The sequence below is a fragment of the Pseudomonas oryzihabitans genome (assembly GCF_014522265.1).
Lineage (GTDB): Bacteria > Pseudomonadota > Gammaproteobacteria > Pseudomonadales > Pseudomonadaceae > Chryseomonas > Chryseomonas aestiva.
Map to the genome: position 1 here is coordinate 1054894 of NZ_CP017024.1, position 26209 is coordinate 1081102.

The following is a 26209-nucleotide window of genomic DNA, read 5'->3' on the forward strand; positions in this document are numbered from 1 at the left end:
GCACTTCTCTCCTCAGACTGCGCCGCTTACTCGAACCAATGGGCACGGGCAGCCATGATCAGCTTGCCGGCACGCTCTTCGGTCATGCCGTTGATGTCGAGCAGGTCGTCGATCGACTGCTCGGCGAGCTCTTCGCGATTGACCACGCCACGCTGGGCCAGCGCGCTGGCGAGCTGGGGATCCATGCCGTCGAGGGTCAGCAGATCTTCGCTGGGGCTCTTCTGTTCTTCGGTCGCGATGGCCCGGGTAAGCAGGCGATCCTTGGCCCGGGTACGCAGCTCGTTGACGATGTCTTCGTCGAAGCCATCGATGTTGAGCATCTCTTCCATGGGCACGTAGGCCACTTCCTCGAGGGAGGTGAAGCCTTCTTCCACCAGCACCTGAGCCAGCTCCTCGTCGACATCCAGCTCGTCGATGAAGCGCTGGATGATGTCGCCGGTCTCCGCCTGCTGCTTGGCGTTGATATCCGCCTCGGTCATCACGTTGAGCGTCCAGCCGGTCAGCTGACTGGCCAGGCGCACGTTCTGACCGCCACGACCGATGGCCTGGGCCAGGTTGTCCTCGGCGACGGCGATATCCATGGTACGGCTGTCTTCATCGACGATGATCGAAGCGACTTCGGCCGGGGCCATGGCATTGATGACGAACTGCGCAGGGTTGTCGTCCCAGAGGACGATGTCGACCCGCTCGCCACCCAGTTCACCGGATACCGCCTGGACACGCGAACCGCGCATGCCGATGCAGGCACCCTGAGGATCGATGCGCTTGTCCTTGGAACGGACGGCGATCTTGGCCCGCGAACCCGGATCCCGGGCAGCCGCCATGACATCGATCAGTTGTTCGGAAATTTCCGGTACTTCGATGCGGAACAGCTCGATCAGCATCTGCGGATCGGTACGCGACAGCATCAGCTGCGGACCGCGGTTTTCCGTGCGGATTTCCTTGAGCAGGGCACGCAGACGCACGCCCATGCGGAAGGTCTCACGGGGAATGATGTGCTCGCGCGGCAGCAGCGCCTCGGCATTGTTGCCTAGGTCGACGATCACGCTGTCACGGGTGACCTTCTTGACGGTACCCGAGATGATCTCGCCGACCTTCTCGCGATAGGCGTCCACCACCTGAGCCCGCTCGGCCTCGCGCACCTTCTGCACGATCACCTGCTTGGCGGTCTGGGCGGCAATCCGACCGAACTCGATGGACTCGATCTTCTCTTCGATCACTTCACCGGCCTTGACGCCGGGATGCTCTTCCTGGGCGTCTTCCACCGTCAGATGCGAATCGGGCAACTGATAGTCTTGGTCTTCCACCACGGTCCAGCGGCGGAAGGTTTCGTAGCTGCCGTTGTGTCTGTTGATCGACACCCGCAGATCCACATCTTCTTCGTAGCGCTTCTTGGTAGCCGTGGCGAGAGCCAACTCCAGTGCCTCGAAGATGACGCCGGGTGGAACACCCTTCTCGTTCGAAACAGATTCCACTACCAGCAGAACTTCTTTGCTCATCTTACGCCTCGTATTCGCAATCCTTGGGATCCGCGGTCTCGCGCTCAAATCACTCGAAACGGGGAACGACGTTGGCCTTGTCGATCATCTCGATGGGCAGCAGATACTCATGCTCGTCCACCTGCACCACGACGTCCTGGTCTTCCACACCGCGCAGCAAACCCTGGAAATTACGTCGCCCTTCGAAGGGCGACCGAAGTTTGACCTTGACCTGTTCACCGACGTGGGCAGCGAATTGCTCCAGGGTGAACAGCGGTCTATCCATACCGGGGGAAGACACCTCAAGGGTGTATTCATTGGTGATCGGATCTTCCACATCGAGTACGCCACTTACCTGGCGACTGACAGCCTCGCAATCTTCGACGAGAATGCCGTTGGGATGATCGATGTAGACACGCAGTAGCGAATGCCGCCCTTGGGAGATGTACTCGACACCCCAGCAGACATAGCCAAGCGCCTCGACGACGGGGGCCAGCAAGGCCTGCAACTGTTCTAGCTTGCTCGACACCTGGTTGCCTCGCGTTTTTTGAGAATAAAAAATGGGCATTACGCCCATCCCTAAGAGGTCTGCGCAAGAAAGCGCGACCCGAACTGTCCAGCCAACAAAAAGCCCCTAAAAAGGGGCTTTAAATAACTGGTTGCGGGGGCTGGATTTGAACCAACGACCTTCGGGTTATGAGCCCGACGAGCTACCAGACTGCTCCACCCCGCGTCAAAGCTGGAGCGAGATTATATTCAACTGAACTCTAGGAGTCAACCTACTCTATTCTCGCCGCGTCCTGCAGGACGTCTTTGCTATTTGGTGCCGAAGATGGGACTCGAACCCATACAGCCTATGGCCACTACCCCCTCAAGATAGCGTGTCTACCAATTCCACCACTTCGGCATGAAACCTTTTAAGCCTACTTGGACTCCTGGGGCACGTCCCCGGAAGTACCACCCTGGGCAGCACGTGGCTGGCTCAGGGGAACATCGTTACCATCCTGTTTCGGCTGAGGAGCCTGCTGGACTGGCTGAGTGGGCAAACCCACCTCACGCAGACCCAGCGCACGGTCTTTGGCGTAATACCCCAGACCCAGGCTAGTCGCGAAAAAAACCGCGGCTAGTATAGCAGTAAAACGACTCAGAAAGGTAGCAGAACCTTGACTACCAAACACGGTACCCGAGGCGCCCGCACCAAAGGATGCACCGGCTTCGGCACCCTTGCCCTGTTGCATCAATACCAGCACGATCAGGCCAAGCGCCATCAGCAAGTGGATCACAACTACTGCAGTTTCCAACATTATCCACGTCCTGCAGCGCGGCAAATCGCACTGAACTCTTCAGCATTCAGGGAGGCTCCACCCACCAGCCCCCCATCAATATCCGGCATGCCGAACAACTCGGCAGCACTGGCAGCCTTGACACTGCCGCCATACAACAGCTGAAGGCCTTCAGCGACCTCAGCATCGGCTTCGCGTACCAGAGCACGAATCGCCGCATGAACCTCTTGCGCCTGCTCCGGCGTTGCCGTGAGCCCCGTACCTATCGCCCAGACCGGCTCGTAGGCCAAGACGGCATTGGCAAAAGCTGCCACTCCAACCACCTCGATGACCGCCTTCAGCTGGCCACCTACCACGTCCAAAGTGCGCTCAGCCTCCCGCTCTTCACGGGTTTCGCCGACGCAGAGCACGGGAATCATCCCGCCCTCCTGAATGGCCGCGAATTTCTTCGCCACCACCGCATCATCCTCGCCCAGCAGTGCACGCCGCTCGGAGTGCCCCACCAGTACGTAACGGCAACCGAATTCTGCCAACTGGGTCGAGGACACCTCGCCAGTCAGAGCCCTCTCACCCGCGACGGAGGCACAAGTCTGAGCCCCCACCATCAGCGACGTTGCCGCCAGCGCTTCAGCCACCCCCGGCAGATGCACCAATGTCGGAATCACCACGACATCAACACCCGCTGCGCCATCCAACCCTTTCAAGCCTGCGACCAGCGCCGACACGCCTTGCAGCGAGCCATGCATTTTCCAGTTACCGGCAACCAGGGAACGACGCATGCGTTTTACCTCAGGGAGCGAAGTGGGCGCAGATGTTACTCAATCGAAAACAGGCATGCAAGCAAATCAAGCACATACCTCGCTTATCAGCTCGGCGAGGGCCTCGGCATGGGCGCGCACCTCGCGCTCGTTCTCGCCTTCGACCATGACGCGCAGCAGCGGCTCGGTACCGGATTTGCGCAGCAGTACCCGTCCCTTGCCGGCCATCTTCTCGGTGACCTCGGCACTGGCCTGCTTGACCCGCGGGTTCTCCAAGGGATCCTGGCCGCCACCGAACCTCACGTTTATCAGCACCTGTGGGCACTTGCGCAGCGCCATGCGCGCCTGGGCCAGGGTCTGGCCGGCATTGCGCAGGGCGATGAGCACCTGCAGCGCGGCGATGGTGGCGTCGCCGGTGGTGGTGTACTGGCAACAGACCACATGCCCGGAATTCTCGCCGCCCAGCACCCAGTTGCGCTCCAGCAGCTCGGCCATCACATAGCGATCGCCTACCTTGGCGCGCACGAAGGGAATATCCAGTTCGGCCAGCCCCAGCTCGAGACCGAGATTGCTCATCAGGGTACCGACCACCCCACCCTCGAGGCGACCACGACGCTTGAGATCGCGGGCGATCAGATAGAGCAGCTCATCGCCATCCACTGCCGCTCCGGTGTGATCCACCATCAGCACTCGATCACCGTCGCCGTCGAAGGCGATGCCGATGTCGGCGTGCTGGTCGAGCACCGCCTGTTGCAGCCCCTCCAGATGGGTGGAACCGCAATCCTTGTTGATATTGAGACCGTCCGGCTGCACCCCGAGCACGCTGACATCAGCTCCGAGCTCACGGAAGACGCTGGGTGCGATCTTGTAGGTAGCGCCATTGGCGCAGTCCAGCACGATCTTCATACCGGCGAAACTGGTCCCGGTCGGCACGCTGCTCTTGCAGAATTCGATGTAACGACCCGCGGCATCGTTGATGCGCGAGACCTTGCCGATACGCGCCGAGTCGACCACGGTCATGGGCGTGTCGAGCAGCTCCTCGATCATGGTTTCCAGTTCATCGGGCAGCTTGGTGCCGGCGCCGGAAAAGAACTTGATGCCATTGTCGTAGTAGGGATTGTGCGAAGCACTGATAACGATGCCGGCGCTGGCCTGGAAGGTCCGCGTCAGATAGGCGATACCCGGCGTCGGCATGGGACCCAGCAGCATAACGTCGGCACCGGCAGCGGAAAGACCGGCTTCCAGTGCCGATTCGAACATGTAGCCGGAGTTGCGGGTGTCCTTGCCCACCAGCACTCGACAACCGCCGCGACTGCGAAAGGCGATACCCGCCGCCCAGCCCAGCTTGAGCATGAACTCGGGGGTGATGGGATACGTTCCGACCTTGCCGCGAATACCATCGGTTCCAAAATACTTTCTTGCCATCAGTTCTGTTCCTGCCTGAAGCCTTCGACCGCGGTGATCATCTTCACCGCGTCCACCGTTTCCGCCACATCATGGACCCTGAGGATCTGCGCACCCTTGGCCAGCGCCAGCGCCGCCAGAGCCAGACCGCCTGCCAGGCGTCCCTCTACGGGTCGCCCGGTAACCGCGCCGATCATGCTCTTGCGAGAAACGCCCACCAGCAAGGGTAGCCCAAAGGCGAGCAACTCGGTTTGTCGTCTGAACAGCTCGAGGTTGTGCTCCAGGGTCTTGGCAAAGCCATAGCCCGGATCCAGCACCAGCCGCCCGCGGCAGATCCCGGCCGCTTCGCAACGGGCAATCTGCTCGGCGAGAAAGGCGCCGACTTCGCCGGCGACGTCAGCATAGACGGGCGCCTGCTGCATGGTGCCGGGCTCGCCCCGCATGTGCATCAGGCAGACCGCCAGATCGGTCGCGGCGGCAGCTTCCAGGGCGCCGGGCCGGCGCAGCGAGCGGACATCATTGATCAGACCGGCCCCTGCCTGAGCACCTTCCCGCATGACTACCGGCGAGGAGGTGTCCATGGAGATGACGACATCCAGCTCTCGGGCGATCGCCTCGACCACCGGCACGACACGCTCGAGCTCCTCGACCTCGGACACTGGGGGCGCCCCTGGTCGCGTGGACTCTCCACCCACATCGATGATGGCAGCACCGGCCGTCATCATCGCCTCGGCATGGCGCAACGCGCTGTCGACAGCCGTATAGCGACCGCCGTCGGAGAAGGAATCTGGCGTCACGTTGAGGATGCCCATGACTTTGGGCGCGTCAAAAACAAGAACCCGATTGCCGCAAGGCAATCGGGTCGAAGGGAACGGATTGAACATGGGTGTTTCAGTGTTCTCCGGCCGGACCACCGATGGGTGTTTCAGGACGATCGCTACCGCTTTGCGGTGCCGGCGAATCACCGGTAGGACCACCCCGGTCATGCCAGTCGCGCGGCTCACGCGGCACCTTGCCCGCCATGATGTCGTCGATCTGGTCCGAATCGATGGTCTCGTACTTCATCAGGGCATCGGACATGAGTTCGAGCTTGTCGCGATTCTCGTCCAGCAGGCGCTTGGCAGTGTTATAGCAGTCGTCGATGATGCGACGAATCTCCAGATCGATCAGCTTGGCGGTCTCTCCCGACATGTTGCCGGCGCCACTACCCCCGAACGACCCAGGTAGCCTTCGTTCTCTTCCTCACCATACAGCAGCGGACCGAGCTTCTCGGACAGGCCCCACTTGGTCACCATGTTTCGCGCCAGGGAGGTCGCCCGCATGATGTCGTTGGAAGCGCCCGTGGTGACGCCTTCGAAGCCCAGGGTCATCTCTTCGGCGATACGGCCACCGAACAGCGAACAGATCTGGCTTTCCAGCGCCCGCTTGGACAGGCTGTAGCGATCTTCCTCGGGCAGGAACATGGTCACGCCCAGGGCCCGGCCACGGGGAATGATGGAGACCTTGTAGACCGGATCGTGCTCGGGCACCAGGCGACCCACGATGGCATGGCCCGCTTCGTGATAGGCAGTGTTGCGCTTCTCCTTCTCGGACATGACCATGGTCTTGCGCTCGGCGCCCATCATGATCTTGTCCTTGGCCAGCTCGAACTCGCGCATATCAACGGTGCGCTTGTTGGAACGAGCGGCGAACAGGGAGGCCTCATTGACCAGGTTGGCAAGGTCGGCACCGGAGAAACCCGGGGTACCCCGCGCGATGACGCCCGCGTCGACGCGCTCGCCAATCGGCACCTTGCGCATGTGCACCTTGAGGATCTGCTCGCGGCCGCGGATGTCCGGCAGACCGACCACGACCTGGCGGTCGAAACGACCGGGACGCAGCAGTGCCGGGTCCAGTACGTCAGGCCGGTTGGTGGCTGCGATGACGATGATGCCATCGTTCATTTCGAAGCCGTCCATCTCGACCAGCAGCTGGTTCAGGGTCTGCTCGCGCTCGTCGTGACCACCGCCCATGCCATTGCCACGATGGCGACCGACCGCATCGATCTCGTCGATGAAGATGATGCAGGGGGCATGCTTCTTGGCCTGGTCGAACATGTCGCGGACACGGCTGGCGCCGACACCGACGAACATCTCGACGAAGTCCGAGCCGGAAATGGTGAAGAACGGCACCTTGGCCTCGCCTGCCACGGCCTTGGCCAGCAGCGTCTTGCCGGTACCCGGCGAACCGACCATCAGCACACCGCGGGGAATACGCCCGCCGAGGCGCTGGAACTTGCCCGGATCACGCAGGAATTCGACCAGCTCGGTGACTTCTTCCTTGGCTTCGTCGCACCCGGCGACGTCGGCGAAGGTGGTCTTGACCTGGTCTTCCGACAACAGCCGCGCCTTGCTCTTGCCAAAGCTCATGGGGCCGCCGCGACCACCAGCGCCCCCCTGCATCTGGCGCATGAAGAACATGAAGACCGCGATGATCACCAGGATCGGGAAGCTGGCCACCAGCAGCTGAGTCCAGATGCTCTGCTGCTCGGGCTGCTTGCCGGTGATGGTGACGCTGTTGTTCACCAGATCGCCGATCAGGCCATTGTCCTGGATCGCCGGACGGATGGTCTTGAAGGGATCGCCGTCACGATGCTTGCCGGTGATGACATAGCCATCCACGGTCACGCTCTCGATCTGCCCGTCCTTCACCTGCTGGATGAAGTCGGAATAGTTGAGCGTCTGGGGTTCGTTGGGGCTGGAGAAGTTGTTCATCACGGTGACGAGCACCGCGGCGATGATCAGCCACAGGATCAGATTCTTTGCCATGTCGTTCAATTGACTACCCTCTGCGCCGGTTTCGTGGGTAAACCGTTCGAAGCGAAACCGGCAGTGACCGGTAAGTTACTACACAAAGCCTGGCCCACGGCAGACATCGTCTGTAACGCTATATGAGTCTTCTGCCTTTGACTCTAGGGCAAGGCAGACGTTGCGGCCATCAATTCTCTCAATTGCCCCTAAAACCGCGACCCAATAGCTATTGCTGGCGCGATCTGGTCCCGCGACACGGAGAGCCTTGGATCAGCCCGCCGTACTCCGCTCGCTCATATGGGGGCCAGGACGGAAATAACAAGGCCTCCCGCCGGACACCTGGTATCTGGCCCTGCGAACTGCCCAGGCAGGTCCCCCGGGTGGCTTGCTTCCAGCCGCGAGTCCATCCACTACGGTCATGCCTCACAGTGACCTGACGCCTGCGCTCTTGGCGGTATCCCTTGAGCCGGCGAGACCGGTTCTGTCGGGGGCCACCGTCACGTTGTCGCGTATCGCTGGGCGGCACCGGGCAGCTGGGATAAACTGTTCGGCTTTTATCCGGGGTGAATTATGGCGCTCAACAACGAGCTCAAAAAGCGGTTCAAGGCGATCGGTCATCAACTCAAGCCGGTGGTCACCATCAGCGAGAACGGCCTGAGCGAAGGCGTACTGGGTGAACTCGACCGCGCGCTGAACGATCACGAACTGATCAAGATCAAGCTGGCCGTCACCGAGCGTGATGACCGCCGGGCCCTGATCGACGAGCTGTGCGCGTCGAGCAAGGCGGAGCTGGTGCAGGTGATCGGCAAGATGGCGCTGATCTATCGCAAGGCCCGCGAGCAGAATCGCAATCTGTCCAACGTGGTGCGCTACACCGCCTGATTGCCCGGCGCGCGCCCGGGAACGGGCTGCAGCACCAGGATCAGTCCGCAGAGCAGCAGAACCAGGTAGCCGGCCAAGGCGGTCGGCCCGGTCCAGAAGCGTGCCAGTTCGTTCTGCAGCAGCACCGCCAGTGCACTGGCCAGCAGCAGCTGGCCGCGCAGGTCACGCCACAAGGCGCCCACACCTGCCCACCACACCAGCACCACGATCTGGGTAAAGACCCCACCGCCTGCGGCGCTGAGCATCATGCGTAGCAATTCTTCGCGTCCGGACTGGATCAGCAGCGGCGCCCAGCCCGCCTGGGCCAGCGCCACGGGGATGCACAGGTGCAGGGCGACCAGCGGGCCGACCCAGAACACCTGGGCCAGCTGCCAGGCGGCGGCGAGCAGCCTGGCGAGCCAGCCGCCGGCGCGGTGATCAGACGTGACGGACGGCGACAATTTCGTATTCGACATTGCCACCCGGGGTCTTCACCACCACCACGTCCCCTTCTTCCTTGCCGATCAGCGCGCGCGCGATGGGCGAACCCACCGACAGCTTGCTCTGCTTGATATCCGCCTCGTCGTCACCAACGATCTGGTAGGTCACCGTCTCGTCAGTCTCGGTGTTAGCGATTTCCACGGTGGTGCCGAAGATCACCTTGCCGGTGTGCGGCAAGGCGGCCACGTCGATCACCTGAGCGTTCTGCAGGCGACCTTCGATATCGCGGATACGCGCCTCGACCATACCCTGCTGCTCACGGGCGGCATGGTATTCGGCGTTCTCCTTGAGGTCACCCAGCTCGCGCGCCTCGGCGATGGCCTGGGTGATCTGCGGGCGTAGCTCGGTCTTGAGATGCTTGAGTTCGTCTTCCAGGGCGCGAGCGCCCTGGACGGTCATCGGGTACTTGGTCATGCCTTCACTCCTGCATGCAGATCTTGCAGACGGCGCACGGTCTTCTCGGCGCCGAATTTCAAAGCTTCGCAAATGGCCTGGCCGCCGGCAATGGTGGTGGTGCAGCAGAGCTTGTGCTGCAGCGCGTTGCGGCGGATCGAATAGGAATCGGCGATGGACTGCCGGCCTTCGGTGGTGTTGATGATCAGGGTGACCTCGTCATTCTTGATCATGTCGACCACGTGGGGACGGCCTTCGGTCACCTTGTTCACGCGGCGCACCGGCAGGCCGGCTGCCTCGATCACCCGCGCGGTACCGGCGGTGGCCACGACCTCGAAGCCGAGGCCGACCAGATCGCGGGCGACCTGCACGGCTTCGGGCTTGTCATCGTCCCGCACACTGATGAAGGCGCAACCGGAATTCGGCAGGATCTCGTTGGCGCCCAGCTGGGCCTTGGCGAAGGCTTCGCCGAAGCTGTCGCCGACCCCCATCACCTCGCCGGTGGACTTCATTTCCGGGCCGAGGATGGGGTCGACGCCGGGGAACTTGTTGAAGGGGAACACCGCTTCCTTGACGCTGAAGAACGGCGGGATGATCTCCTGGGTGAAGCCCACCTCGGCCAGGGTCTTGCCAGCCATGACCCGGGCGGCCACCTTGGCCAGGGACTCGCCGATGCACTTGGAGACGAAGGGCACGGTACGGGAAGCGCGCGGGTTGACCTCGATGACGTAGATGTCTTCACCCTGCACGGCCATCTGCACGTTCATCAGACCGATTACGCCAAGTTCCAGGGCCATCTTTTTGACCTGCTCGCGGATCTCGTCCTGGATGTGCTTGGGCAGCGAATAGGGCGGCAGCGAACAGGCGGAGTCACCGGAGTGCACGCCGGCCTGTTCGATGTGCTGCATGATGGCGCCGATCACCACGGTCTTGCCGTCGCACACCGCATCCACGTCCACCTCGATGGCGCAGTTGAGGAAGTGGTCGAGCAGCACGGGACTGTCGTTGGACACCTTCACCGCTTCGCGCATGTAGCGCTTGAGCTCTTCTTCCTGGTAGACGATTTCCATCGCCCGGCCGCCCAGCACGTAGGAGGGACGGACCACCATCGGATAGCCGATGTTCTTGGACAGGGCCAGGGCCTCGTCTTCACTGCGCGCGGTGGCGTTGGCCGGCTGACGCAGATTCAGACGCTGCACCATCTGCTGGAAGCGCTCGCGGTCTTCGGCGCGGTCGATGGCGTCGGGGCTGGTGCCGATGATGGGCACGCCGGCTTCTTCCAGGGCGCGGCAGAGCTTGAGCGGGGTCTGGCCGCCGTACTGGACGATGACGCCCTTGGGCTGCTCGACGCGAACGATCTCCAGCACGTCCTCCAGGGTCACCGGCTCGAAGAACAGGCGGTCGGAGGTGTCGTAGTCGGTGGAGACGGTTTCCGGGTTGCAGTTGACCATGATGGTCTCGTAGCCGTCTTCACGCATGGCCAGGGCCGCGTGCACGCAGCAGTAGTCGAACTCGATGCCCTGGCCGATGCGGTTGGGACCGCCGCCGAGGATCATGATCTTGTCGCGACCGCTGGGCTTGGCCTCGCACTCTTCCTCGTAGGTGGAGTAGAGGTAGGCGGTGTCGGTGGCGAATTCGGCGGCGCAGGTGTCCACCCGCTTGTATACCGGCAGCACCTTGAGCTTGTGGCGATGGGCCCGCAGGTTCTTCTCGGTGACGCCGAGCAGCTTGGCCAGCCGCGCATCGGAGAAGCCCTTGCGCTTGAGCTTGCGCATCAGGTCGTAGTCGAGGTCGGCCAGGCCCAGGGTCTTGATGCGCTCCTCGTCCTTGATCAGGTCTTCGATCTGCACCAGGAACCAGGGATCGATACGCGTCAGTTCGAAGACCTTGTCCAGGCTGTAGCCCTGACGGAAGGCGTCGCCGATGTACCAGATGCGATCGGCACCGGGCACGGTCAGCTCGCGCTTGAGGGTGCTGTCGGCCTCGGGATCGGTCGGGTCCAGCTTGGGATCGAAGCCGACCACGCCCACTTCCAGACCGCGCAGGGCTTTCTGCAGGGATTCCTGGAAGGTACGGCCGATGGACATGACCTCGCCCACGGATTTCATCTGGGTGGTCAGACGGGCGTCGGCCTTGGGGAATTTCTCGAAGGCGAAGCGCGGGATCTTGGTGACCACGTAGTCGATGGCCGGCTCGAAGGACGCCGGGGTACGACCGCCGGTGATGTCGTTCTGCAGCTCGTCCAGGGTGTAGCCGACCGCCAGCTTGGCGGCGATCTTGGCGATGGGGAAGCCGGTGGCCTTGGAGGCCAGCGCCGAGGAACGCGACACCCGCGGATTCATCTCGATCACCACCATGCGCCCGGTGTCCGGGCAGATGCCGAACTGGACGTTGGAGCCGCCGGTCTCGACGCCGATCTCGCGCAGCACCGCCAGGGAGGCGTTGCGCAGGATCTGGTATTCCTTGTCGGTCAGCGTCTGCGCCGGCGCCACGGTGATGGAGTCACCGGTGTGCACGCCCATGGGATCGAAGTTCTCGATGGAGCAGACGATGATGCAGTTGTCCTTCTTGTCACGGACAACCTCCATCTCGTATTCCTTCCAGCCGATCAGGGATTCGTCGATCAGCAGCTCGTTGGTCGGCGACAGGTCCAGACCGCGATTGCAGATCTCTTCGAATTCCTCCCGGTTGTAGGCGATGCCGCCACCGGTGCCGCCCATGGTGAAGGACGGCCGAATGATGCAGGGGAAGCCGACCTTCTCCAGCACGCCGTAGGCTTCTTCCATGCTGTGGGCGATGCCCGAGACCGGACAGGCCAGACCGATGTCCTTCATGGCCTTGTCGAAGCGCGAGCGATCCTCGGCCTTGTCGATGGTATCGGCGTTGGCGCCGATCATCTCGACGCCGAACTTCGCCAGCACGCCATGGCGCTCCAGATCCAGGGCGCAGTTCAGTGCGGTCTGGCCACCCATGGTCGGCAGCAGGGCGTCGGGGCGCTCCTTCTCGATGATCTTGGCCACGGTGGCCCACTTGATCGGCTCGATGTAGGTGGCGTCGGCCATCGACGGGTCGGTCATGATGGTGGCCGGATTGGAGTTCACCAGGATGACGCGGAAGCCTTCCTCGCGCAGGGCCTTGCAGGCCTGGGCGCCGGAATAGTCGAATTCGCAGGCCTGGCCGATGACGATGGGGCCGGCCCCGAGGATCAGGATGCTCTTGATGTCTGTACGCTTAGGCATGGGCTTCTCGAATGCAGGTAATCAGGTCAGGGTCGCGGTGGCCAACTTCACACCGAACCCCACGAACAGGGCGCCGACGCCACCGGTGGCGCCCGCGCTGAGGCGACGCCGCTGACGGAACCAGGCCGCCAGGCGAACGCCGCAGAAAATCAGGAACGACAGGTAGCAGAAGCTGATGGCTTCCAGGACCGCGCCCAGCACCAGAAAGGACAGCGCCGGATGGGCGTAACCGGGGTCCACGAACTGGATGAAGAAGGAGACGAAGAACAGGATCGCCTTCGGGTTCGACAGACTCAGCAGCAGGGCCTTGCGGAACGGCTGGTGGACGTCTTCGCGCAGGGTCGCCTCGGCCTGGCCCTGGGCCGGACTGCGCCAGGACTTGAGTCCGCCGCGCAACATGCCCCAGCCGAGGTAGAACAGATAGGCCGCGCCCAGATACTTGAGGATCTGGAAGAACAGTGGCTCGGCCTTGAGCAGCGAGGCGACGCCCAGGGCGGAGAGCAGCATCAGCACGGCGTCACCGAGGAACACCGCGGAAGCCGCCTGGTAACCGCTGCGGATACCGCGCTGGGCGCTGGTGGCAAGCACGAAGAAGGAGTTGGGGCCGGGCAGCAGGATGACGAACAGGGTCCCGACCACGTAGGTCCAGAAGTCGATGACACCCAGATTCGCCAGCATGAGCCTTACCCTCCTTCCGTCTTAGCGGCGTGCCGCCATGGCCTGGATGAACTTGTCGAACAGCGGTGCCACGTCGTGCGGACCAGGGCTCGCCTCGGGGTGACCCTGGAAGCTGAAGGCGACCTTGTCGGTACGCTCGATGCCCTGCAGGGTGCCGTCGAACAGCGACTTGTGGGTGGCCCGCACATTGGCCGGCAGACTGGCCTCGTCCACGGCGAAACCGTGGTTCTGGCTGGTGATCATCACCACGCCGCTGTCGAGATCCTGCACCGGATGGTTGGCGCCGTGGTGACCATTGGGCATCTTCACCGTCTTGGCGCCGGAAGCCAGGGCCAGCAACTGGTGGCCCAGGCAGATGCCGAACACCGGAATCTCGGTTTCCAGGACGTCCTGGATCGCCTTGATGGCGTAGTCGCAGGGCTCGGGATCGCCCGGGCCATTGGCCAGGAAGACACCGTCGGGCTGCAGCGCCAGGGCTTCGCTGGCCGGGGTCTGGGCCGGCAGCACGGTGATGCGGCAGCCGCGGGCCACCAGCATGCGCAGGATGTTCAGCTTGACGCCGTAGTCGAAGGCCACCACGTGATAGGGCAGCTGTTCGGCCGGGATCTCGGCGTGGCTGTCGGTCTCCAGCGACCAGACGCTGGAACGCCATTCGTAGCGTTCCTTGACGCTGACTTCCTTGGCCAGGTCCATGCCCTTGAGGCCGGGGAAGGCGCGGGCCAGTTCCAGGGCGCGCTCTTCGGTGGCGTCTTCGCCGGTGAGGATGCAGCCATCCTGGGCGCCCTTCTCGCGGAGGATGCGGGTCAGTCGACGGGTGTCGATGCCGGCGATGGCGATGGTGCCGTTTTCCCTGAGATAGTCCGGCAGCGACTGCTTGTTGCGCCAGTTGCTGGCCAGCAGCGGCAGGTCACGGATGATCAGTCCGGCGGCCCAGACCTGGGCGGCCTCGCCATCCTGCGGCGTGGTGCCGGTGTTGCCGATGTGCGGATAGGTCAGGGTGACGATCTGCTTCGCATAGGAAGGATCGGTCAGGATTTCCTGGTAGCCGGTCATGGCGGTGTTGAACACCACTTCGCCGACCGTGTGGCCGTCGGCACCGATGGATTCACCGCGAAAGATGCTGCCATCGGCAAGTGCGAGTATGGCTGGCTTAGTCAAGAAGACCTCCGAAAATCAAGCCTTGGCGGGCAAACGCAGGGTGCAAAAAAACGGGATGACATCTCGAAGAGTCATCCCGTTTTAATGTTGTGATTTCATTCTGCGCTAGCTTTTAGTGGATACACTAAAGCTGCATTGTACAGGAATTGATCACGGCTGGCACCCCCGCGAGCGGGTCAGCGCAACTCCAGCACGTCCTGCATGTCATATAGCGCCGGTTGTTTGTCCTTGAGCCAGAGGGCTGCGCGTACGGCGCCCTTGGCGAAGGTCATGCGACTGGACGCCTTGTGGGTGATCTCGACCCGCTCGCCTTCACTGGCGAACAGCACCGTGTGATCGCCCACCACGTCGCCGGCACGTACGGTGGCGAAGCCGATGGTCTGGCGATCGCGGGCACCGGTCTGGCCTTCCCGGCCATAGACGGCCACTTCTTCCAGATCACGACCCAGCGCCTGGGCAACGACCTCGCCCATGCGCAGGGCAGTACCCGAGGGCGCATCGACCTTGTGCCTGTGGTGCGCCTCGATGATCTCGATATCGACCTCGTCACCCAGCACCCGGGCAGCGGTATCCAGCAACTTGAGACAGAGATTGACGCCGACGCTGAAGTTGGCCGCGAAGACGATGGGGATTTCCTTGCTGGCCTCCAGCAGGGTCAGCTTCTGCTCGGCGGTGAAGCCGGTGGTGCCGATCACCATGGCCTTCTTCGCCTTGCGGCAGAGCGCCAGATTCTGCAGAGTCACATTGGGGTGGGTGAAGTCGATGACGACATCGAAATCATCCAGCACCCGCGCCAGGTCACCCGACAGCATCACCCCGTTACGGCCGATGCCGGCGAGCTCGCCCGCGTCGGCACCCACCAGGCTGCTCTCGGGACGATCCACCGCGGCGGTAAGGCCGGCAGCGCCCTGGGTCTGCTGGACCGCTTCGATCAGGGTCTTGCCCATGCGCCCCGCGGCGCCCATTACAGCTATACGTCGCATCATCAGCTCCAGGCTGCTGGCCGGGCGCCGCCTCGCGACGACGCCCCTGCCGGTTTAGAGGTCGTCGAAGAAGCGCTTCATGCCGTCGAACCAGCCACTGGCCCGGGGCGAATGGGAACTGTCGCTCTGCAGGGTGTTGCGGAATTCCTCGAGCAGCTCGCGCTGCCGCCGGCTCAGGTTGACCGGAGTCTCCACCACCACCTTGCACATCAGGTCGCCGGCGCCACCGCCACGCACGGGCGTCACGCCCTTGCCACGCAGGCGGAACATTTTGCCGGTCTGGGTGCCCTCGGGGATCTTCAGCTTGACGCGGCCATCCAGGGTCGGCACTTCCAGCTCGCCACCCAGGGCGGCATCGGTGAAGTTGATCGGCACCTCGCAATAGAGATGCTTGCCGTCGCGCTGGAAGATCGAGTGCTCGCGCACATTGACCACCACGTAGAGATCGCCGCTCGGACCACCCAGGGTCCCGGCCTCGCCCTCGCCGGTCAGGCGGATGCGGTCGCCAGTGTCGACGCCCGCCGGCACCTTGACCGACAGGGTCTTCTGCTCTTCCACACGTCCCTGACCATGGCAGGCGTTGCAAGGCTCGGGAATGATCTTGCCGCTGCCGTGGCAGCGTGGGCAGGTCTGCTGCACCGAGAAGAAGCCCTGCTGCATGCGCACCTGACCGATGCCGCCGCAGGTAGGGCAGGTGGACGCCGAGGTACCCGGCTTGGCGCCGTTGCCGTCGCAGACCTTGCACTCGACCAGGGTGGGCACGCGAATGGTGACCGTGGTCCCGCGCACCGCCTCTTCCAGATCCAAGTCCAGGGTGTAGCGCAGATCGGCGCCGCGCTGCGGACCGCCACGCCCACCGGCACCACCGCGCCCACCGAAGAAGTCGCTGAAGACGTCGCCGAAGATGTCGGAGAAGCTCGCGCCACCCGCCGCACCACCGAAACCGCCGCCACCCATGCTCGGATCGACGCCAGCATGGCCGTACTGGTCGTAGGCCGAGCGCTTGCCCGCATCGGACAGCACTTCGTAGGCCTCGGCGGCCTCCTTGAACTGCTCCTCGGCAGCCGCGTCACCCGGATTGCGATCCGGGTGGTATTTCATCGCCAGGCGTCGGTAGGCCTTCTTGAGCTCGGCTTCGCTGGCGCCGCGCTCGACCCCGAGCACCTCATAGTAATCACGTTTGGCCATAGACTTTCTGCACCTTAAATTTTCTCACCCTCCAGACACGCCAACGCGGGAGCAGGCTCCCGCGTGGCGGATCCGACGGGCCGAAGCCCGTCAGGTGCGGTAAGCACGCGGCTTACTTGTTGTCCTTCACTTCCTCGAACTCGGCATCGACCACGTCGTCGCCGGGCTTCTTGGCATCACCGTCCGCCTTGGCCGAGGCGCCTTCGGCACCCGCGGCAGCACCCTGCTCGGAATAGAGCTTCTGGGCCAGCGGCGCGGAGGCCTGGGACAGGGCATTCATCTTGGCTTCGATGGCATCCTTGTCGTCGCCGCGTACCGCGGTTTCCAGTTCGCCGATGGCCTTCTCGATGGTGCTCTTCTCCTCCGCGGTGGCCTTGTCGCCGGCCTCGGTCAGCATCTTGCGGGTGCCGTGCACCAGGGCATCACCCTGGTTGCGGGCGGCAGCCAGCTCTTCGAACTTGCGATCCTCGTCGGCATTGGCCTCGGCGTCACGCACCATCTGCTGAATCTCGTCCTCGGACAGACCGGAGGACGCCTTGATGACGATGGACTGCTGCTTGCCGGTGGCCTTGTCCTTGGCGGACACGTTGAGGATGCCGTTGGCGTCGATGTCGAAGGTCACCTCGATCTGCGGCACGCCACGCGGCGCCGGCGGGATCTCGGCCAGGTCGAACTTGCCCAGCGACTTGTTCTGCGCGGCCTGCTTGCGTTCGCCCTGCAGCACGTGGATGGTCACGGCGCCCTGGTTGTCGTCGGCGGTGGAGAACACCTGCGACTTCTTGGTCGGGATGGTGGTGTTCTTCTCGATCAGCGCGGTCATCACACCACCCATGGTCTCGATGCCCAGGGTCAGCGGAGTGACGTCCAGCAGCAGCACGTCCTTGACGTCGCCGGCCAGCACGGCGCCCTGGATGGCGGCACCGATGGCGACGGCTTCATCCGGGTTGACGTCCTTGCGCGCTTCCTTGCCGAAGAAGTCGGCTACGCGCTTCTGCACCAGCGGCATGCGGGTCTGACCGCCCACCAGGATGACCTCGTGGATGTCGGAGACGTCCAGGCCGGAGTCCTTCAGCGCAGTGCGGCACGGCTCGATGGTGCGCTCGACCAGCTCTTCCACCAGGGACTCCAGCTTGGCGCGGGAGACCTTGACGTTCAGGTGCTTGGGACCGCTGGCATCGGCGGTGATGTACGGCAGGTTGACGTCGGTCTGGGTAGCCGAGGACAACTCGATCTTGGCCTTCTCGGCAGCTTCCTTCAGGCGCTGCATGGCCAGCGGGTCACCCTTGAGGTTCATGCCGCTTTCTTTCTTGAATTCTTCGACGAGATAGTCGATGAGGCGGATGTCGAAGTCTTCGCCACCCAGGAAGGTGTCGCCATTGGTGGCCAGCACCTCGAACTGATGCTCACCATCGACCTCGGCGATCTCGATGACCGACACGTCGAAGGTGCCGCCGCCCAGGTCATAGACGATCACGGTGTGGTCGCCCTTGGCCTTGTCCAGGCCATAGGCCAGGGCAGCCGCGGTGGGCTCGTTGATGATGCGCTTGACGTCCAGACCGGCGATGCGACCGGCATCCTTGGTGGCCTGGCGCTGGCTGTCGTTGAAGTAGGCCGGTACGGTGATTACCGCCTCGGTCACGGCTTCGCCCAGGTAGTCCTCGGCGGTCTTCTTCATCTTCTTCAGGACTTCGGCAGACACCTGGGGCGGCGCCATCTTCTGGCCCTTGGCCTCGACCCAGGCGTCACCGTTGTCGGCCTTGACGATCTTGTAGGGGACCATCTCGATGTCTTTCTGCACGACGTTTTCTTCATAACGCCGACCGATCAGACGCTTGACCGCGTACAGGGTGTTCTGCGGATTGGTCACCGCCTGGCGCTTGGCCGGCTGGCCGACCAGGGTCTCGCCATCGTTGGTGTAGGCGATGATGGACGGCGTGGTACGGGTGCCTTCGGCGTTTTCCAGTACCTTGACGTTACCGTTTTCGAGGATCGCGACGCAGGAGTTGGTCGTCCCCAGGTCGATACCGATGATCTTGCCCATGTAGTCTTCTCCAGAAATCTCAGATTCCGCGCGGCCCGCTCAGGGGGCCTTTGATGTTCGCTTGCCTACCAGATGGGGCCGAGCGAAAGAATTTCAAGCCTTTTCGTCGATGCTCGGCTGCTGCGCCGCAGGTGCCTTGCTGACTACCACCATCGCCGGCCGCAGCAGGCGACCATTGAGCAGATAGCCCTTTTGAAACACCTTGAGCACGCTGCCCGGCTCGGCGGTAGCGCTCTCCTCCATGGCCATGGCCTGGTGGTGCTCCGGGTTGAAGGGCGCGCCGAGGGGATCGACGGCCTCGACCTGATAGCGCTTGAGGGTGTCCTGCAGCATCTTCAAGGTCAGCTCCATGCCTTCACGCATGGACTTGAGGGCCTCGTCGCTGGCGTTGGACAACTCCAGGCCACGCTCCAGGCTGTCGAGCACCGGCAGGAGATCGCCGGCGAATTTTTCCAGCGCGAACTTGTGCGCCTTCTCCACATCCTGCTCGGCGCGACGACGCACGTTCTGCAGTTCGGCGACGCTGCGCAGCGACTGATCCTGGGCAGCAGCGAGCTGCTCTTCGAGCGTGGCGACGCGGGTGGCGAGATCCTCGTGCTGGACGTCGCCCTGAGCGGCTGCTTCGTGCTCGGGGTCTGGGAGTTCTGTTCGTCGGCCATGGAGTCCTCCTGTGATAATGCCGGTGGGCGCGCCCGCGAATGGACGATGCCTTGATCGATGGCGCCTATATGGGGCCGCCGGCCGGCGCTTCAAGAGCTGTATGGATTGCCAGTGCCCGAGAGGCACTGTATAAACAACCAGAAAACCGCTTTCGGAGATCGTCGCATGCTGGTGCATCTGTCCGTCCGCAACTACGCCATCGTCGAACACCTCGACCTCGACCTCGAGCGCGGCATGACCGTGATCACCGGCGAAACCGGCGCCGGCAAGTCCATCATGCTCGATGCCCTCGGCCTCACCCTGGGCGACCGCGCCGACAGCGATGCGGTAAGGCCTGGCGCCGACAAGGCCGATGTCCTGGCCAGCTTCGACATCTCCGACATACCCGAGGCGCGCCAATGGCTCGCCGAGCGAGACCTGGAGCAGGACGGGCCCTGCCTGCTGCGCCGCGTCATCACCCGCGAAGGACGCTCGCGCGGCTATATCAATGGCTCGCCCTGCCCGCTGGCCGACCTCAAGACCCTCGGCGGTCTGCTGATCGACATCCACAACCAGCACGAACACCAATCGCTGCTCGGTCTCGATACCCATCGCCGCCTGCTGGACGAATACGCCGGCGCGGGCGAGCTGGTGCGCCAGGTGCAACTCGCCGCCCAGCGCTGGCGCCAGGTGCGCCAGGCCCTGGAGCGCCTGACCCGCAACGGTGACGAGCAACGCGCCCGCCATCAGCTGCTCAGCTATCAGCTGGAAGAACTCGACAACCTCGCCCTGGTCGAGGGCGAGCTGCAGGCCCTGGAGCAGGAGCAGAGCGATCTGGCGAGTGCCGAGCACATCCTGCTGGCCTGCCGCCAGGCCATGGACCTCTGTACCGAGAACGAGCAGGGCAATGCCCAGTCAGCGCTCAATGCCAGCGTGGCACGCCTGACTGCCTTCGACCGCCCGCCTGCGCAGATCCAGGAAGCCAGCAACCTGCTCGCCTCCGCGCAGATCCAGATCGAGGAGGCGATGAACGAACTCAATCGCTTCGTCGATCATTTCGAAGCCGACCCGGAGCGCCAGCAGGCGGTACAGGAGCGTCTCGACAGCGTTTACAGCCTCGCCCGCAAGCATCGCGTGCAACCCGAAGCCCTGCTGGAGCTGCACGAACAGCTGCGCAACGAACTGCAATCGCTGGATGCCGACGACGTCGCTCTGGAGCGCCTGCAGGAAGAGCTGGCCGCCTTCGAGCGCCACTACCAGGAAAAGGCCGGCGAATTGAGCCGTCTGCGCGAGCAACGGGCGCCGGAGCTGGCCGCAGCGGTCGAAACCGAAATGCAGCGCCTGGGCATGCCAGGTGGCCGCTTCAGCATCACCCTCTCGCCGGGCAGCACCGGCGAACCTCAGCCGGTGGGCAACGAGGGGGTCGAATTCCGCGTCAGCGCCAACCCGGGCCAGCCCCTGCGCCCACTGGCAAAGGTCGCTTCCGGTGGCGAACTGTCACGGATCAGCCTGGCCATCCAGGTCATCACCGCCCAGACCTCGCGCACGCCCACGCTGGTGTTCGACGAAGTGGACGTCGGCATCGGCGGCCCGACCGCCGAGGTGGTCGGCCAGCTGCTGCGGCAGCTGGGCGAGCGCGGCCAGGTACTGACGGTCACCCACCTGCCCCAGGTAGCGGCCCAGGGGCATCAGCATCTTTTCGTGCACAAGGAGCGCGGCACCGACGAGACCCGTACGGCGGTTGCAAAACTGGACCGGGCGCGCCGTGTGGAGGAAGTGGCGCGCATGCTCGGCGGCGTCGACCTTACCCGCGAATCCCTCGCCCATGCCCGCAAGCTGGTGGTCAGCCGCTAGATGCGGGCTGGCAACAGACATGAAAAAGGCGACTCGGAGTCGCCTTTTTCATGTCTGGATCTTCACTTGCGCTGACGGATGTACAGCACGAGGTTGTGATCGACCAGCTCGAAACCATGCTCTTCGACGATCTCGCGCTGACGCTTTTCGATCGAGGCATCGGTGAACTCGATGACTTCGCCGGTATCCACATCCACCATGTGATCGTGATGTCCGGTGTCGGCCAACTCGAACACGGCGTGACCGCCATCGAAATTGTGGCGCACCACCAGGCCGGCCGCTTCGAACTGGGTAAGGACCCGATAGACCGTTGCCAGCCCCACGTCCTCGCCTGCTTCCATCAGCGCCTTGTAAACGTCTTCAGCGCTCATGTGGCGCTGCTCGGTGGTGTCCAGCATCTGCAATATCTTGACGCGCGGCAGGGTCACTTTCAGACCCGCTTTGCGGAGTTCGTTGTTCTCTACCATGCTCTTTCTCGGTGCCGAGTGCTTTCGCAGCCCTCGGGAATACGGGTATGATCGGTGCTTCGTTGCCCAGCAAGATAGTGGAAGTCTCCCACCGATGCAAAACCTCAAGCAAACGCTGACCGGGCTCTCTCTGATGGGCCTAGCCATGCTCGCCGGCTGCTCTCTGCCGGGGGTTTACAAGATCGACATCCAGCAGGGCAACGTCGTCACCCAGGACATGATAGACCAGTTGCGCCCCGGAATGACCCGACAACAGGTCCGGTTTATCATGGGCTCGCCGCTGATCCAGGACACCTTCCATCCCAATCGCTGGGACTATCTGTACAGCCTGCAGGCCGCCGGTGGTCAGCGGAAACAAGAGCGTGTCAGCCTGGTGTTCAACGGTGACAACCAGTTGAGTAGCCTGGCTGGCGATTTCATGCCCGGCACCAGCCGTGAACAGCAGATCATGGGTACCGACAGTGGTACCAGTATGGATCCCACCGCGCCGGCGCAACCCGCTGCTGCGCCTGCTGCGACACCGGAAACGCCCGCCGTGCCCGGCTCGACCGAAGACACTATCCAGAAAGAGATCGATAGCGCTCGGCCGGCTGCCATCCCGACTCCCGACCGCATCCGTACCGACGGTCAGTGATCTCCAGCTAGAGGCCAGTCTTGGCTCTGGCCTTTTCGGCCCGCCGCTTGCGACTCTCCTTGGGATCCGCAAGCAGCGGGCGGTAGATCTCGACCCGTTCGCCTTCCAGCAGCTTCCTTTCTTCCGGCTTGGCGACCTGCTTGCCAAAGATGCCGACCCGATAGCCTTCGCGCTGCTCTGGCGTCAGCTGGTCGAGCAGACCCGAAGCCAGCACGGCCTGCGCGACCGTGGCGCCCTCCTCCAGCTCCAGCCTCAATAGCCATTGCCGCTCCGGCAGCGCCAGTGCCACCTCGATGGCGAGACGCTCAGCCATAGAGGGCTCGGGCACGCTGGCAGAAGGCATCCACCATGGTATTGGCCGCCTGATTGAACAGCGGGCCCAGGGTCGCGCGCACGATGGCGCTGTCGTATTCGAAGGACAGATCCAGCGAGATCTTGCAGGCCTTGTCGCCCAGTGCCTTGAATGTCCAGACGCCATGCAGCTGCTTGAAGGGCCCCTTCTCCAGATCCATGGTGATGGACTCGTCCGGCACCAGGGTATTGCGGGTCGTGAACTGCTGACTGAGGCCGCCCTTGGCCACGGTGAGACCGGCGCGCATCAGCCCTTCGTTCTGCTCCAGAATCTGGGCGGACGAGCACCACGGCAGGAACTCCGGATAACGGTCCACGTCATTAACCAGCGCATAGAGCGCTGAAGCAGGATAGGGAAGCAACGCCGAACGTTGGATGTGCGAGCTCATCGGAACCTCGTAGAATAGCGATATCGGTGTCGGACCTTGAATTTGAGGGCGGCGCTCGCATTTTACTCCCGCACCAGCCTGCCACGGTCCAGAACCGCGGTATTGTCCGTGTTTGCTCATACCCGCTCAAGCGCGTGGCGACATTTCCCCCGACTCGCTGTACCCTGGAATCATGGCCAAGCAAAAGAAAGTCTCCCCCGGTAGCATCGCGCAGAACAAGAAAGCGCTACACGAATACTTCGTCGACACCCGCTTCGAGGCAGGTGTTTCCCTGGCAGGCTGGGAGGTCAAGAGCCTAAGAGCCGGCAAGGCGCAGCTGACCGACAGCTATGTGCTGCTCAAGGACGGCGAAGCCTGGCTGCTCGGTAGCCACATCACCCCGCTACAGACTGCCAGTACCCACGTCATCGCCGACCCCACCCGCACCCGCAAGCTACTGCTGAACAAGCGCGAGCTGGGCAAGCTGTTCGGCGCGGTGCAGCAGAAGGGCTACGCCTGCGTAGCGCTGTCGCTCTACTGGAAAAAACACCTGGTCAAGTGCGAGATCGCCCTGGCCAAGGGCAAGAAGGAATTCGACAAGCGTGCCACTGAACGCGAGCGCGATTCCGACCGTGAGATCCAGCGCGCCATCCGCAAGGACGCCAAGTAGCCAAGCGGCTAAAAAAACGTTTCGTCAGCAATGACTTGCGCAGGACGGCTGGAATTCCTATAGTGAACGACCAGCAAGTTTTGGGGGCGATTAGGATTCGACGCCGGTAACGAAACTTGAGGGGCATGCCGAGCTGGTAGCAGAACTCGTAAATTCGCTGCTGCAAACTTATAGTTGCCAACGACGACAACTACGCTCTAGCTGCTTAACGCGGCTAGCAGTCGCTAGGGATGCCTGTAAACCCGAAACGACTGTCAGATAGAACAGGATCGCCGCCAAGTTCGCTGTAGACGTAACGGCTAAAACTTATACAGCTCGCCCAAAGCACCCTGCCCGTCGGGCCGCAATGGGTTAACTCAGTAGACAGGGCTAAGCATGTAGAACCGATAGCGGAGAGCTGGCGGACGGGGGTTCAAATCCCCCCGCCTCCACCAAAAAGAAAGGGCAGCCACTGGCTGCCCTTTTTCTTTGCCTGATCAACGAGGCCCTAGAAGGGAATGTCGTCGTCGAAGCTGTCGTAGTCCTGCTGAGCCGGCTGCTGCTGGGGCTTGGGCTGCTGCTGAGGACGACTGTTGCCAGAGCCGGCATTGCCACCGTTGTCGTACTGCGGAGCCGACTGCTGGGGACGAGGGGCACGCTGCTGCTGGGGCGCAGGGGCGCTCTGGTTGTATTCATCGTTGCCACCGGCATTGCCACCGCGGCCACCCAGCAACTGCATGTTGCCGTTGATATCGACCACGATTTCGGTGGTGTAGCGATCCTGACCGTCCTGACCCTGCCACTTGCGGGTACGCAGGCTGCCTTCGACATAGACCTGGGAGCCCTTGCGGATGTACTCGCCGGCGATCTCTGCCAGACGACCGAAGAACACCACACGGTGCCATTCGGTGCGATCCTGCTGCTGGCCGGTCTGCTTGTCCTTCCAGCTTTCGCTGGTGGCCAGGGTGACATTGGTCACCGCATTGCCATTGGGCATGTAGCGGGTTTCGGGATCGGCGCCGGCATTGCCGACGAGGATGACTTTGTTGACGCCACGGGCCATATGAATCTCCTGATAGGGCTGTCGATCAAGCGGCGACTGGCGTTTGGCTTACCAGTCGCTCCAGTTGCGCCCGATCGACGATTTTAGTATCGATCTTGATGTAGACGGCTTGTTCTTCCGCCACCATTACCGCGTCGGTCACTCCGGCCAGGGCCAACAGGCGTCCGACCAATCCCTGGTCGTTGACTAGCGCGGGCGTAACCGGCAAACGCAGACTGGTGACATAGGGCGGTTCTCGCATCGTGCCAGCTACCACCGCCCATCCCAGGCAAAGCGCCGCACAACCCAGGAAGACGGTGGACAGGCCACCATGCTGGAACAGCCAGCCACCGAGGATACCGCCCAATGCGGAACCAAGGAACTGACTGGTGGAATAGATCCCCATGGCGGTGCCCTTGCCGCCTGCAGGTGCCACCTTGCTCACCAGTGACGGCAGCGAGGCCTCCAGCAGGTTGAAGGCGGTAAAGAACACCACGATGCCAATGACCAGGGCCACCAGGCTGTCGCTGAAAAAGAAGAAGTACAGCTCGCAGAGCACCAGCACACTGATGGCACCCACCAGCACGCGCTTCATCCGTCGCTTCTTTTCACCATAGATGATGAAGGGAACCATGGCGAAGAAGCCGACCACCAGTGCGGTCAGGTAAACCCACCAGTGCTCTTCCTTGGGCAGGCCGGCGTGTTCGGCGAGGGCCAGCGGCAGGACGACGAAACTGGCCATCAGCACAGCGTGCAGCGCCAGGATACCGAAGTCCAGCCGCAGCAGATCGCGATTGCGCAGGGTGGCGCCCAGCGCCTGGCGCGCCAGATTCGACTCTCGATGGGTGAAGGGCGAGGCCTGGTGAGGAACCAGGAACAGCACGATCAGCAAGCCGACCAGTGCCAGCCCGCAGGTCGCCCAGAACAGGCCGGCGAGACCATAGGCACGGGTCAGCAGCGGTCCGGCTACCATCGCCACGGCAAAGGACACGCCGATGCTCATGCCGATGGTAGCCATGGCCTTGGTGCGATGCTGCTCGCGGGTCTGATCCGACAGCAGCGCCATGATGGCGGCCGAAATGGCACCGCCGCCCTGCACGATACGACCGGCGATAACGCCCCAGATCGAGTGGGCATTGGCGGCAATGGCGGCACCAAGGGCGAACACCAGCAGTCCACCAATGATGATGGGGCGGCGACCGATGCGATCGGACAGCGTCCCCAGGGGAATTTGCAGAAGCGCTTGGGTCAAACCATAGGCACCTATGGCCAGGCCAATCAGCGCCGGGGTGGCATCAGCCAACTCCTGACCATAGGTCGCCAGGACCGGGAGCACCATGAACATACCGAGCATACGAAAGGCGAAGACCAGAGCCAGCCCTAGGGCGGCACGGCGTTCGACGCCGTTCATGGCTTCACTGCGCTTGTCGAGCATTGATAATCCTCTCGTC

The 26209-nt window shown here is 62.9% G+C and carries 23 protein-coding genes, 2 tRNA genes, 1 other RNA gene and 2 pseudogenes; 5 read left to right on the plus strand and 23 right to left on the minus strand.

The features are described from left to right. Positions 1-26: 26 nt before the first annotated feature. The 9 genes and pseudogenes from nusA to ftsH all read right to left on the minus strand — a co-directional run bounded on the left by nusA (position 27) and on the right by ftsH (position 7730). Positions 27-1499 carry a transcription termination factor NusA gene (nusA, locus tag BGI51_RS04890; protein ID WP_017640621.1) on the minus strand — a complete coding sequence of 491 codons (1473 nt, stop codon included), beginning with the start codon at positions 1497-1499 and terminating at the stop codon, positions 27-29. Between the two features lie 49 nt (positions 1500-1548). After that, complete coding sequence (gene rimP, locus BGI51_RS04895) at positions 1549-2007, minus strand: ribosome maturation factor RimP (RefSeq protein ID WP_133863045.1); 459 nt, start codon at positions 2005-2007, stop codon at positions 1549-1551. Positions 2008-2134: 127 nt separating this feature from the next. Further along, positions 2135-2211: transfer RNA gene (locus tag BGI51_RS04900), tRNA-Met, on the minus strand. Between the two features lie 88 nt (positions 2212-2299). Then, positions 2300-2385, minus strand: a tRNA-Leu gene (locus BGI51_RS04905). A gap of 16 nt (positions 2386-2401) precedes the next feature. Further along, positions 2402-2782, minus strand: coding sequence for a preprotein translocase subunit SecG (gene secG, locus BGI51_RS04910; RefSeq protein WP_133863044.1), 381 nt, complete (start codon positions 2780-2782; stop codon positions 2402-2404). After that, positions 2782-3540, minus strand: coding sequence for a triose-phosphate isomerase (gene tpiA, locus BGI51_RS04915; RefSeq protein ID WP_187980467.1), 759 nt, complete (start codon positions 3538-3540; stop codon positions 2782-2784). The genes secG and tpiA overlap by 1 nt, the downstream gene beginning before the upstream one ends. Before the next feature lie 66 nt (positions 3541-3606). Next, positions 3607-4944 (minus strand): phosphoglucosamine mutase, encoded by a 1338-nt coding sequence (gene glmM, locus BGI51_RS04920; RefSeq protein ID WP_158893783.1) that lies wholly within the window; start codon positions 4942-4944, stop codon positions 3607-3609. Continuing rightward, entirely contained in the window at positions 4944-5807 is an 864-nt protein-coding gene (folP, locus tag BGI51_RS04925; RefSeq protein ID WP_187980468.1) for a dihydropteroate synthase, read from the minus strand. The genes glmM and folP overlap by 1 nt, the downstream gene beginning before the upstream one ends. Positions 5808-5814: 7 nt before the next feature. Then, positions 5815-7730, minus strand: a pseudogene (gene ftsH / locus BGI51_RS04930) (ATP-dependent zinc metalloprotease FtsH). A gap of 552 nt (positions 7731-8282) precedes the next feature. On the opposite strand from ftsH, the gene BGI51_RS04935 reads away from it, so the two are divergent. Further along, entirely contained in the window at positions 8283-8594 is a 312-nt protein-coding gene (locus tag BGI51_RS04935) for a YhbY family RNA-binding protein (protein ID WP_133863039.1), read from the plus strand. Here BGI51_RS04935 and BGI51_RS04940 read toward each other — a convergent pair. The 9 genes and pseudogenes from BGI51_RS04940 to grpE all read right to left on the minus strand — a co-directional run bounded on the left by BGI51_RS04940 (position 8582) and on the right by grpE (position 19413). Then, positions 8582-9034: a hypothetical protein gene (locus tag BGI51_RS04940; protein WP_133863038.1), complete on the minus strand. Its 453-nt coding sequence runs from the start codon at positions 9032-9034 to the stop codon at positions 8582-8584. The two genes, BGI51_RS04935 and BGI51_RS04940, sit on opposite strands and share 13 nt — an antisense overlap. After that, complete coding sequence (gene greA, locus BGI51_RS04945) at positions 9012-9488, minus strand: transcription elongation factor GreA (protein WP_133863037.1); 477 nt, start codon at positions 9486-9488, stop codon at positions 9012-9014. The genes BGI51_RS04940 and greA overlap by 23 nt, the downstream gene beginning before the upstream one ends. Beyond that, positions 9485-12706 carry a carbamoyl-phosphate synthase large subunit gene (carB, locus tag BGI51_RS04950; RefSeq protein ID WP_133863036.1) on the minus strand — a complete coding sequence of 1074 codons (3222 nt, stop codon included), beginning with the start codon at positions 12704-12706 and terminating at the stop codon, positions 9485-9487. Before carB ends, greA begins: the two co-directional genes overlap by 4 nt. Before the next feature lie 21 nt (positions 12707-12727). Continuing rightward, on the minus strand, positions 12728-13384 hold the full coding sequence (gene leuE / locus BGI51_RS04955) for a leucine efflux protein LeuE (protein ID WP_007162660.1): 657 nt from the start codon (positions 13382-13384) through the stop codon (positions 12728-12730). 21 nt (positions 13385-13405) lie between these two features. Then, complete coding sequence (gene carA / locus BGI51_RS04960) at positions 13406-14542, minus strand: glutamine-hydrolyzing carbamoyl-phosphate synthase small subunit (RefSeq protein WP_187980469.1); 1137 nt, start codon at positions 14540-14542, stop codon at positions 13406-13408. Between the two features lie 176 nt (positions 14543-14718). Further along, complete coding sequence (gene dapB, locus BGI51_RS04965; RefSeq protein WP_133863034.1) at positions 14719-15525, minus strand: 4-hydroxy-tetrahydrodipicolinate reductase; 807 nt, start codon at positions 15523-15525, stop codon at positions 14719-14721. A gap of 54 nt (positions 15526-15579) precedes the next feature. After that, positions 15580-16713 (minus strand): molecular chaperone DnaJ, encoded by a 1134-nt coding sequence (dnaJ, locus tag BGI51_RS04970; RefSeq protein WP_007162663.1) that lies wholly within the window; start codon positions 16711-16713, stop codon positions 15580-15582. 112 nt (positions 16714-16825) lie between these two features. Further along, positions 16826-18754 carry a molecular chaperone DnaK gene (gene dnaK, locus BGI51_RS04975; RefSeq protein WP_133863033.1) on the minus strand — a complete coding sequence of 643 codons (1929 nt, stop codon included), beginning with the start codon at positions 18752-18754 and terminating at the stop codon, positions 16826-16828. A 93-nt stretch (positions 18755-18847) separates the two neighbouring features. After that, positions 18848-19413: pseudogene (grpE, locus tag BGI51_RS04980) on the minus strand (nucleotide exchange factor GrpE). A 166-nt stretch (positions 19414-19579) separates the two neighbouring features. Here grpE and recN point away from each other — a divergent pair. After that, positions 19580-21247: a DNA repair protein RecN gene (gene recN, locus BGI51_RS04985; RefSeq protein ID WP_187980470.1), complete on the plus strand. Its 1668-nt coding sequence runs from the start codon at positions 19580-19582 to the stop codon at positions 21245-21247. A gap of 62 nt (positions 21248-21309) precedes the next feature. Here the strand turns inward: recN and fur are convergent, their stop codons facing one another. Beyond that, the gene (gene fur / locus BGI51_RS04990) at positions 21310-21714 is read right to left on the minus strand and encodes a ferric iron uptake transcriptional regulator (protein WP_007162667.1); all 405 of its coding nucleotides are present in this window, start codon (positions 21712-21714) and stop codon (positions 21310-21312) included. Between the two features lie 94 nt (positions 21715-21808). Between fur and BGI51_RS04995 the strand changes: the two genes are divergently transcribed. After that, the gene (locus tag BGI51_RS04995) at positions 21809-22348 is read left to right on the plus strand and encodes an outer membrane protein assembly factor BamE (RefSeq protein ID WP_187980471.1); all 540 of its coding nucleotides are present in this window, start codon (positions 21809-21811) and stop codon (positions 22346-22348) included. Positions 22349-22355: 7 nt separating this feature from the next. Here the strand turns inward: BGI51_RS04995 and BGI51_RS05000 are convergent, their stop codons facing one another. Continuing rightward, entirely contained in the window at positions 22356-22661 is a 306-nt protein-coding gene (locus tag BGI51_RS05000) for an RnfH family protein (protein WP_187980472.1), read from the minus strand. Further along, entirely contained in the window at positions 22654-23088 is a 435-nt protein-coding gene (locus BGI51_RS05005; protein ID WP_133863028.1) for a type II toxin-antitoxin system RatA family toxin, read from the minus strand. Before BGI51_RS05005 ends, BGI51_RS05000 begins: the two co-directional genes overlap by 8 nt. Positions 23089-23260: 172 nt before the next feature. Between BGI51_RS05005 and smpB the strand changes: the two genes are divergently transcribed. Together smpB and ssrA are read left to right on the plus strand one after the other, a co-directional pair. Continuing rightward, on the plus strand, positions 23261-23737 hold the full coding sequence (gene smpB / locus BGI51_RS05010) for an SsrA-binding protein SmpB (RefSeq protein WP_007162671.1): 477 nt from the start codon (positions 23261-23263) through the stop codon (positions 23735-23737). 82 nt (positions 23738-23819) lie between these two features. Continuing rightward, positions 23820-24171: a transfer-messenger RNA gene (gene ssrA, locus BGI51_RS05015) on the plus strand. Positions 24172-24224: 53 nt separating this feature from the next. Here the strand turns inward: ssrA and ssb are convergent. Both ssb and BGI51_RS05025 read right to left on the minus strand, forming a co-directional pair. After that, positions 24225-24779, minus strand: a complete 555-nt coding sequence (ssb, locus tag BGI51_RS05020; RefSeq protein WP_158893811.1) for a single-stranded DNA-binding protein — start codon at positions 24777-24779, stop codon at positions 24225-24227. A 25-nt stretch (positions 24780-24804) separates the two neighbouring features. Continuing rightward, positions 24805-26193 carry an MFS transporter gene (locus BGI51_RS05025; RefSeq protein WP_187980473.1) on the minus strand — a complete coding sequence of 463 codons (1389 nt, stop codon included), beginning with the start codon at positions 26191-26193 and terminating at the stop codon, positions 24805-24807. Positions 26194-26209 lie beyond the last annotated feature (16 nt).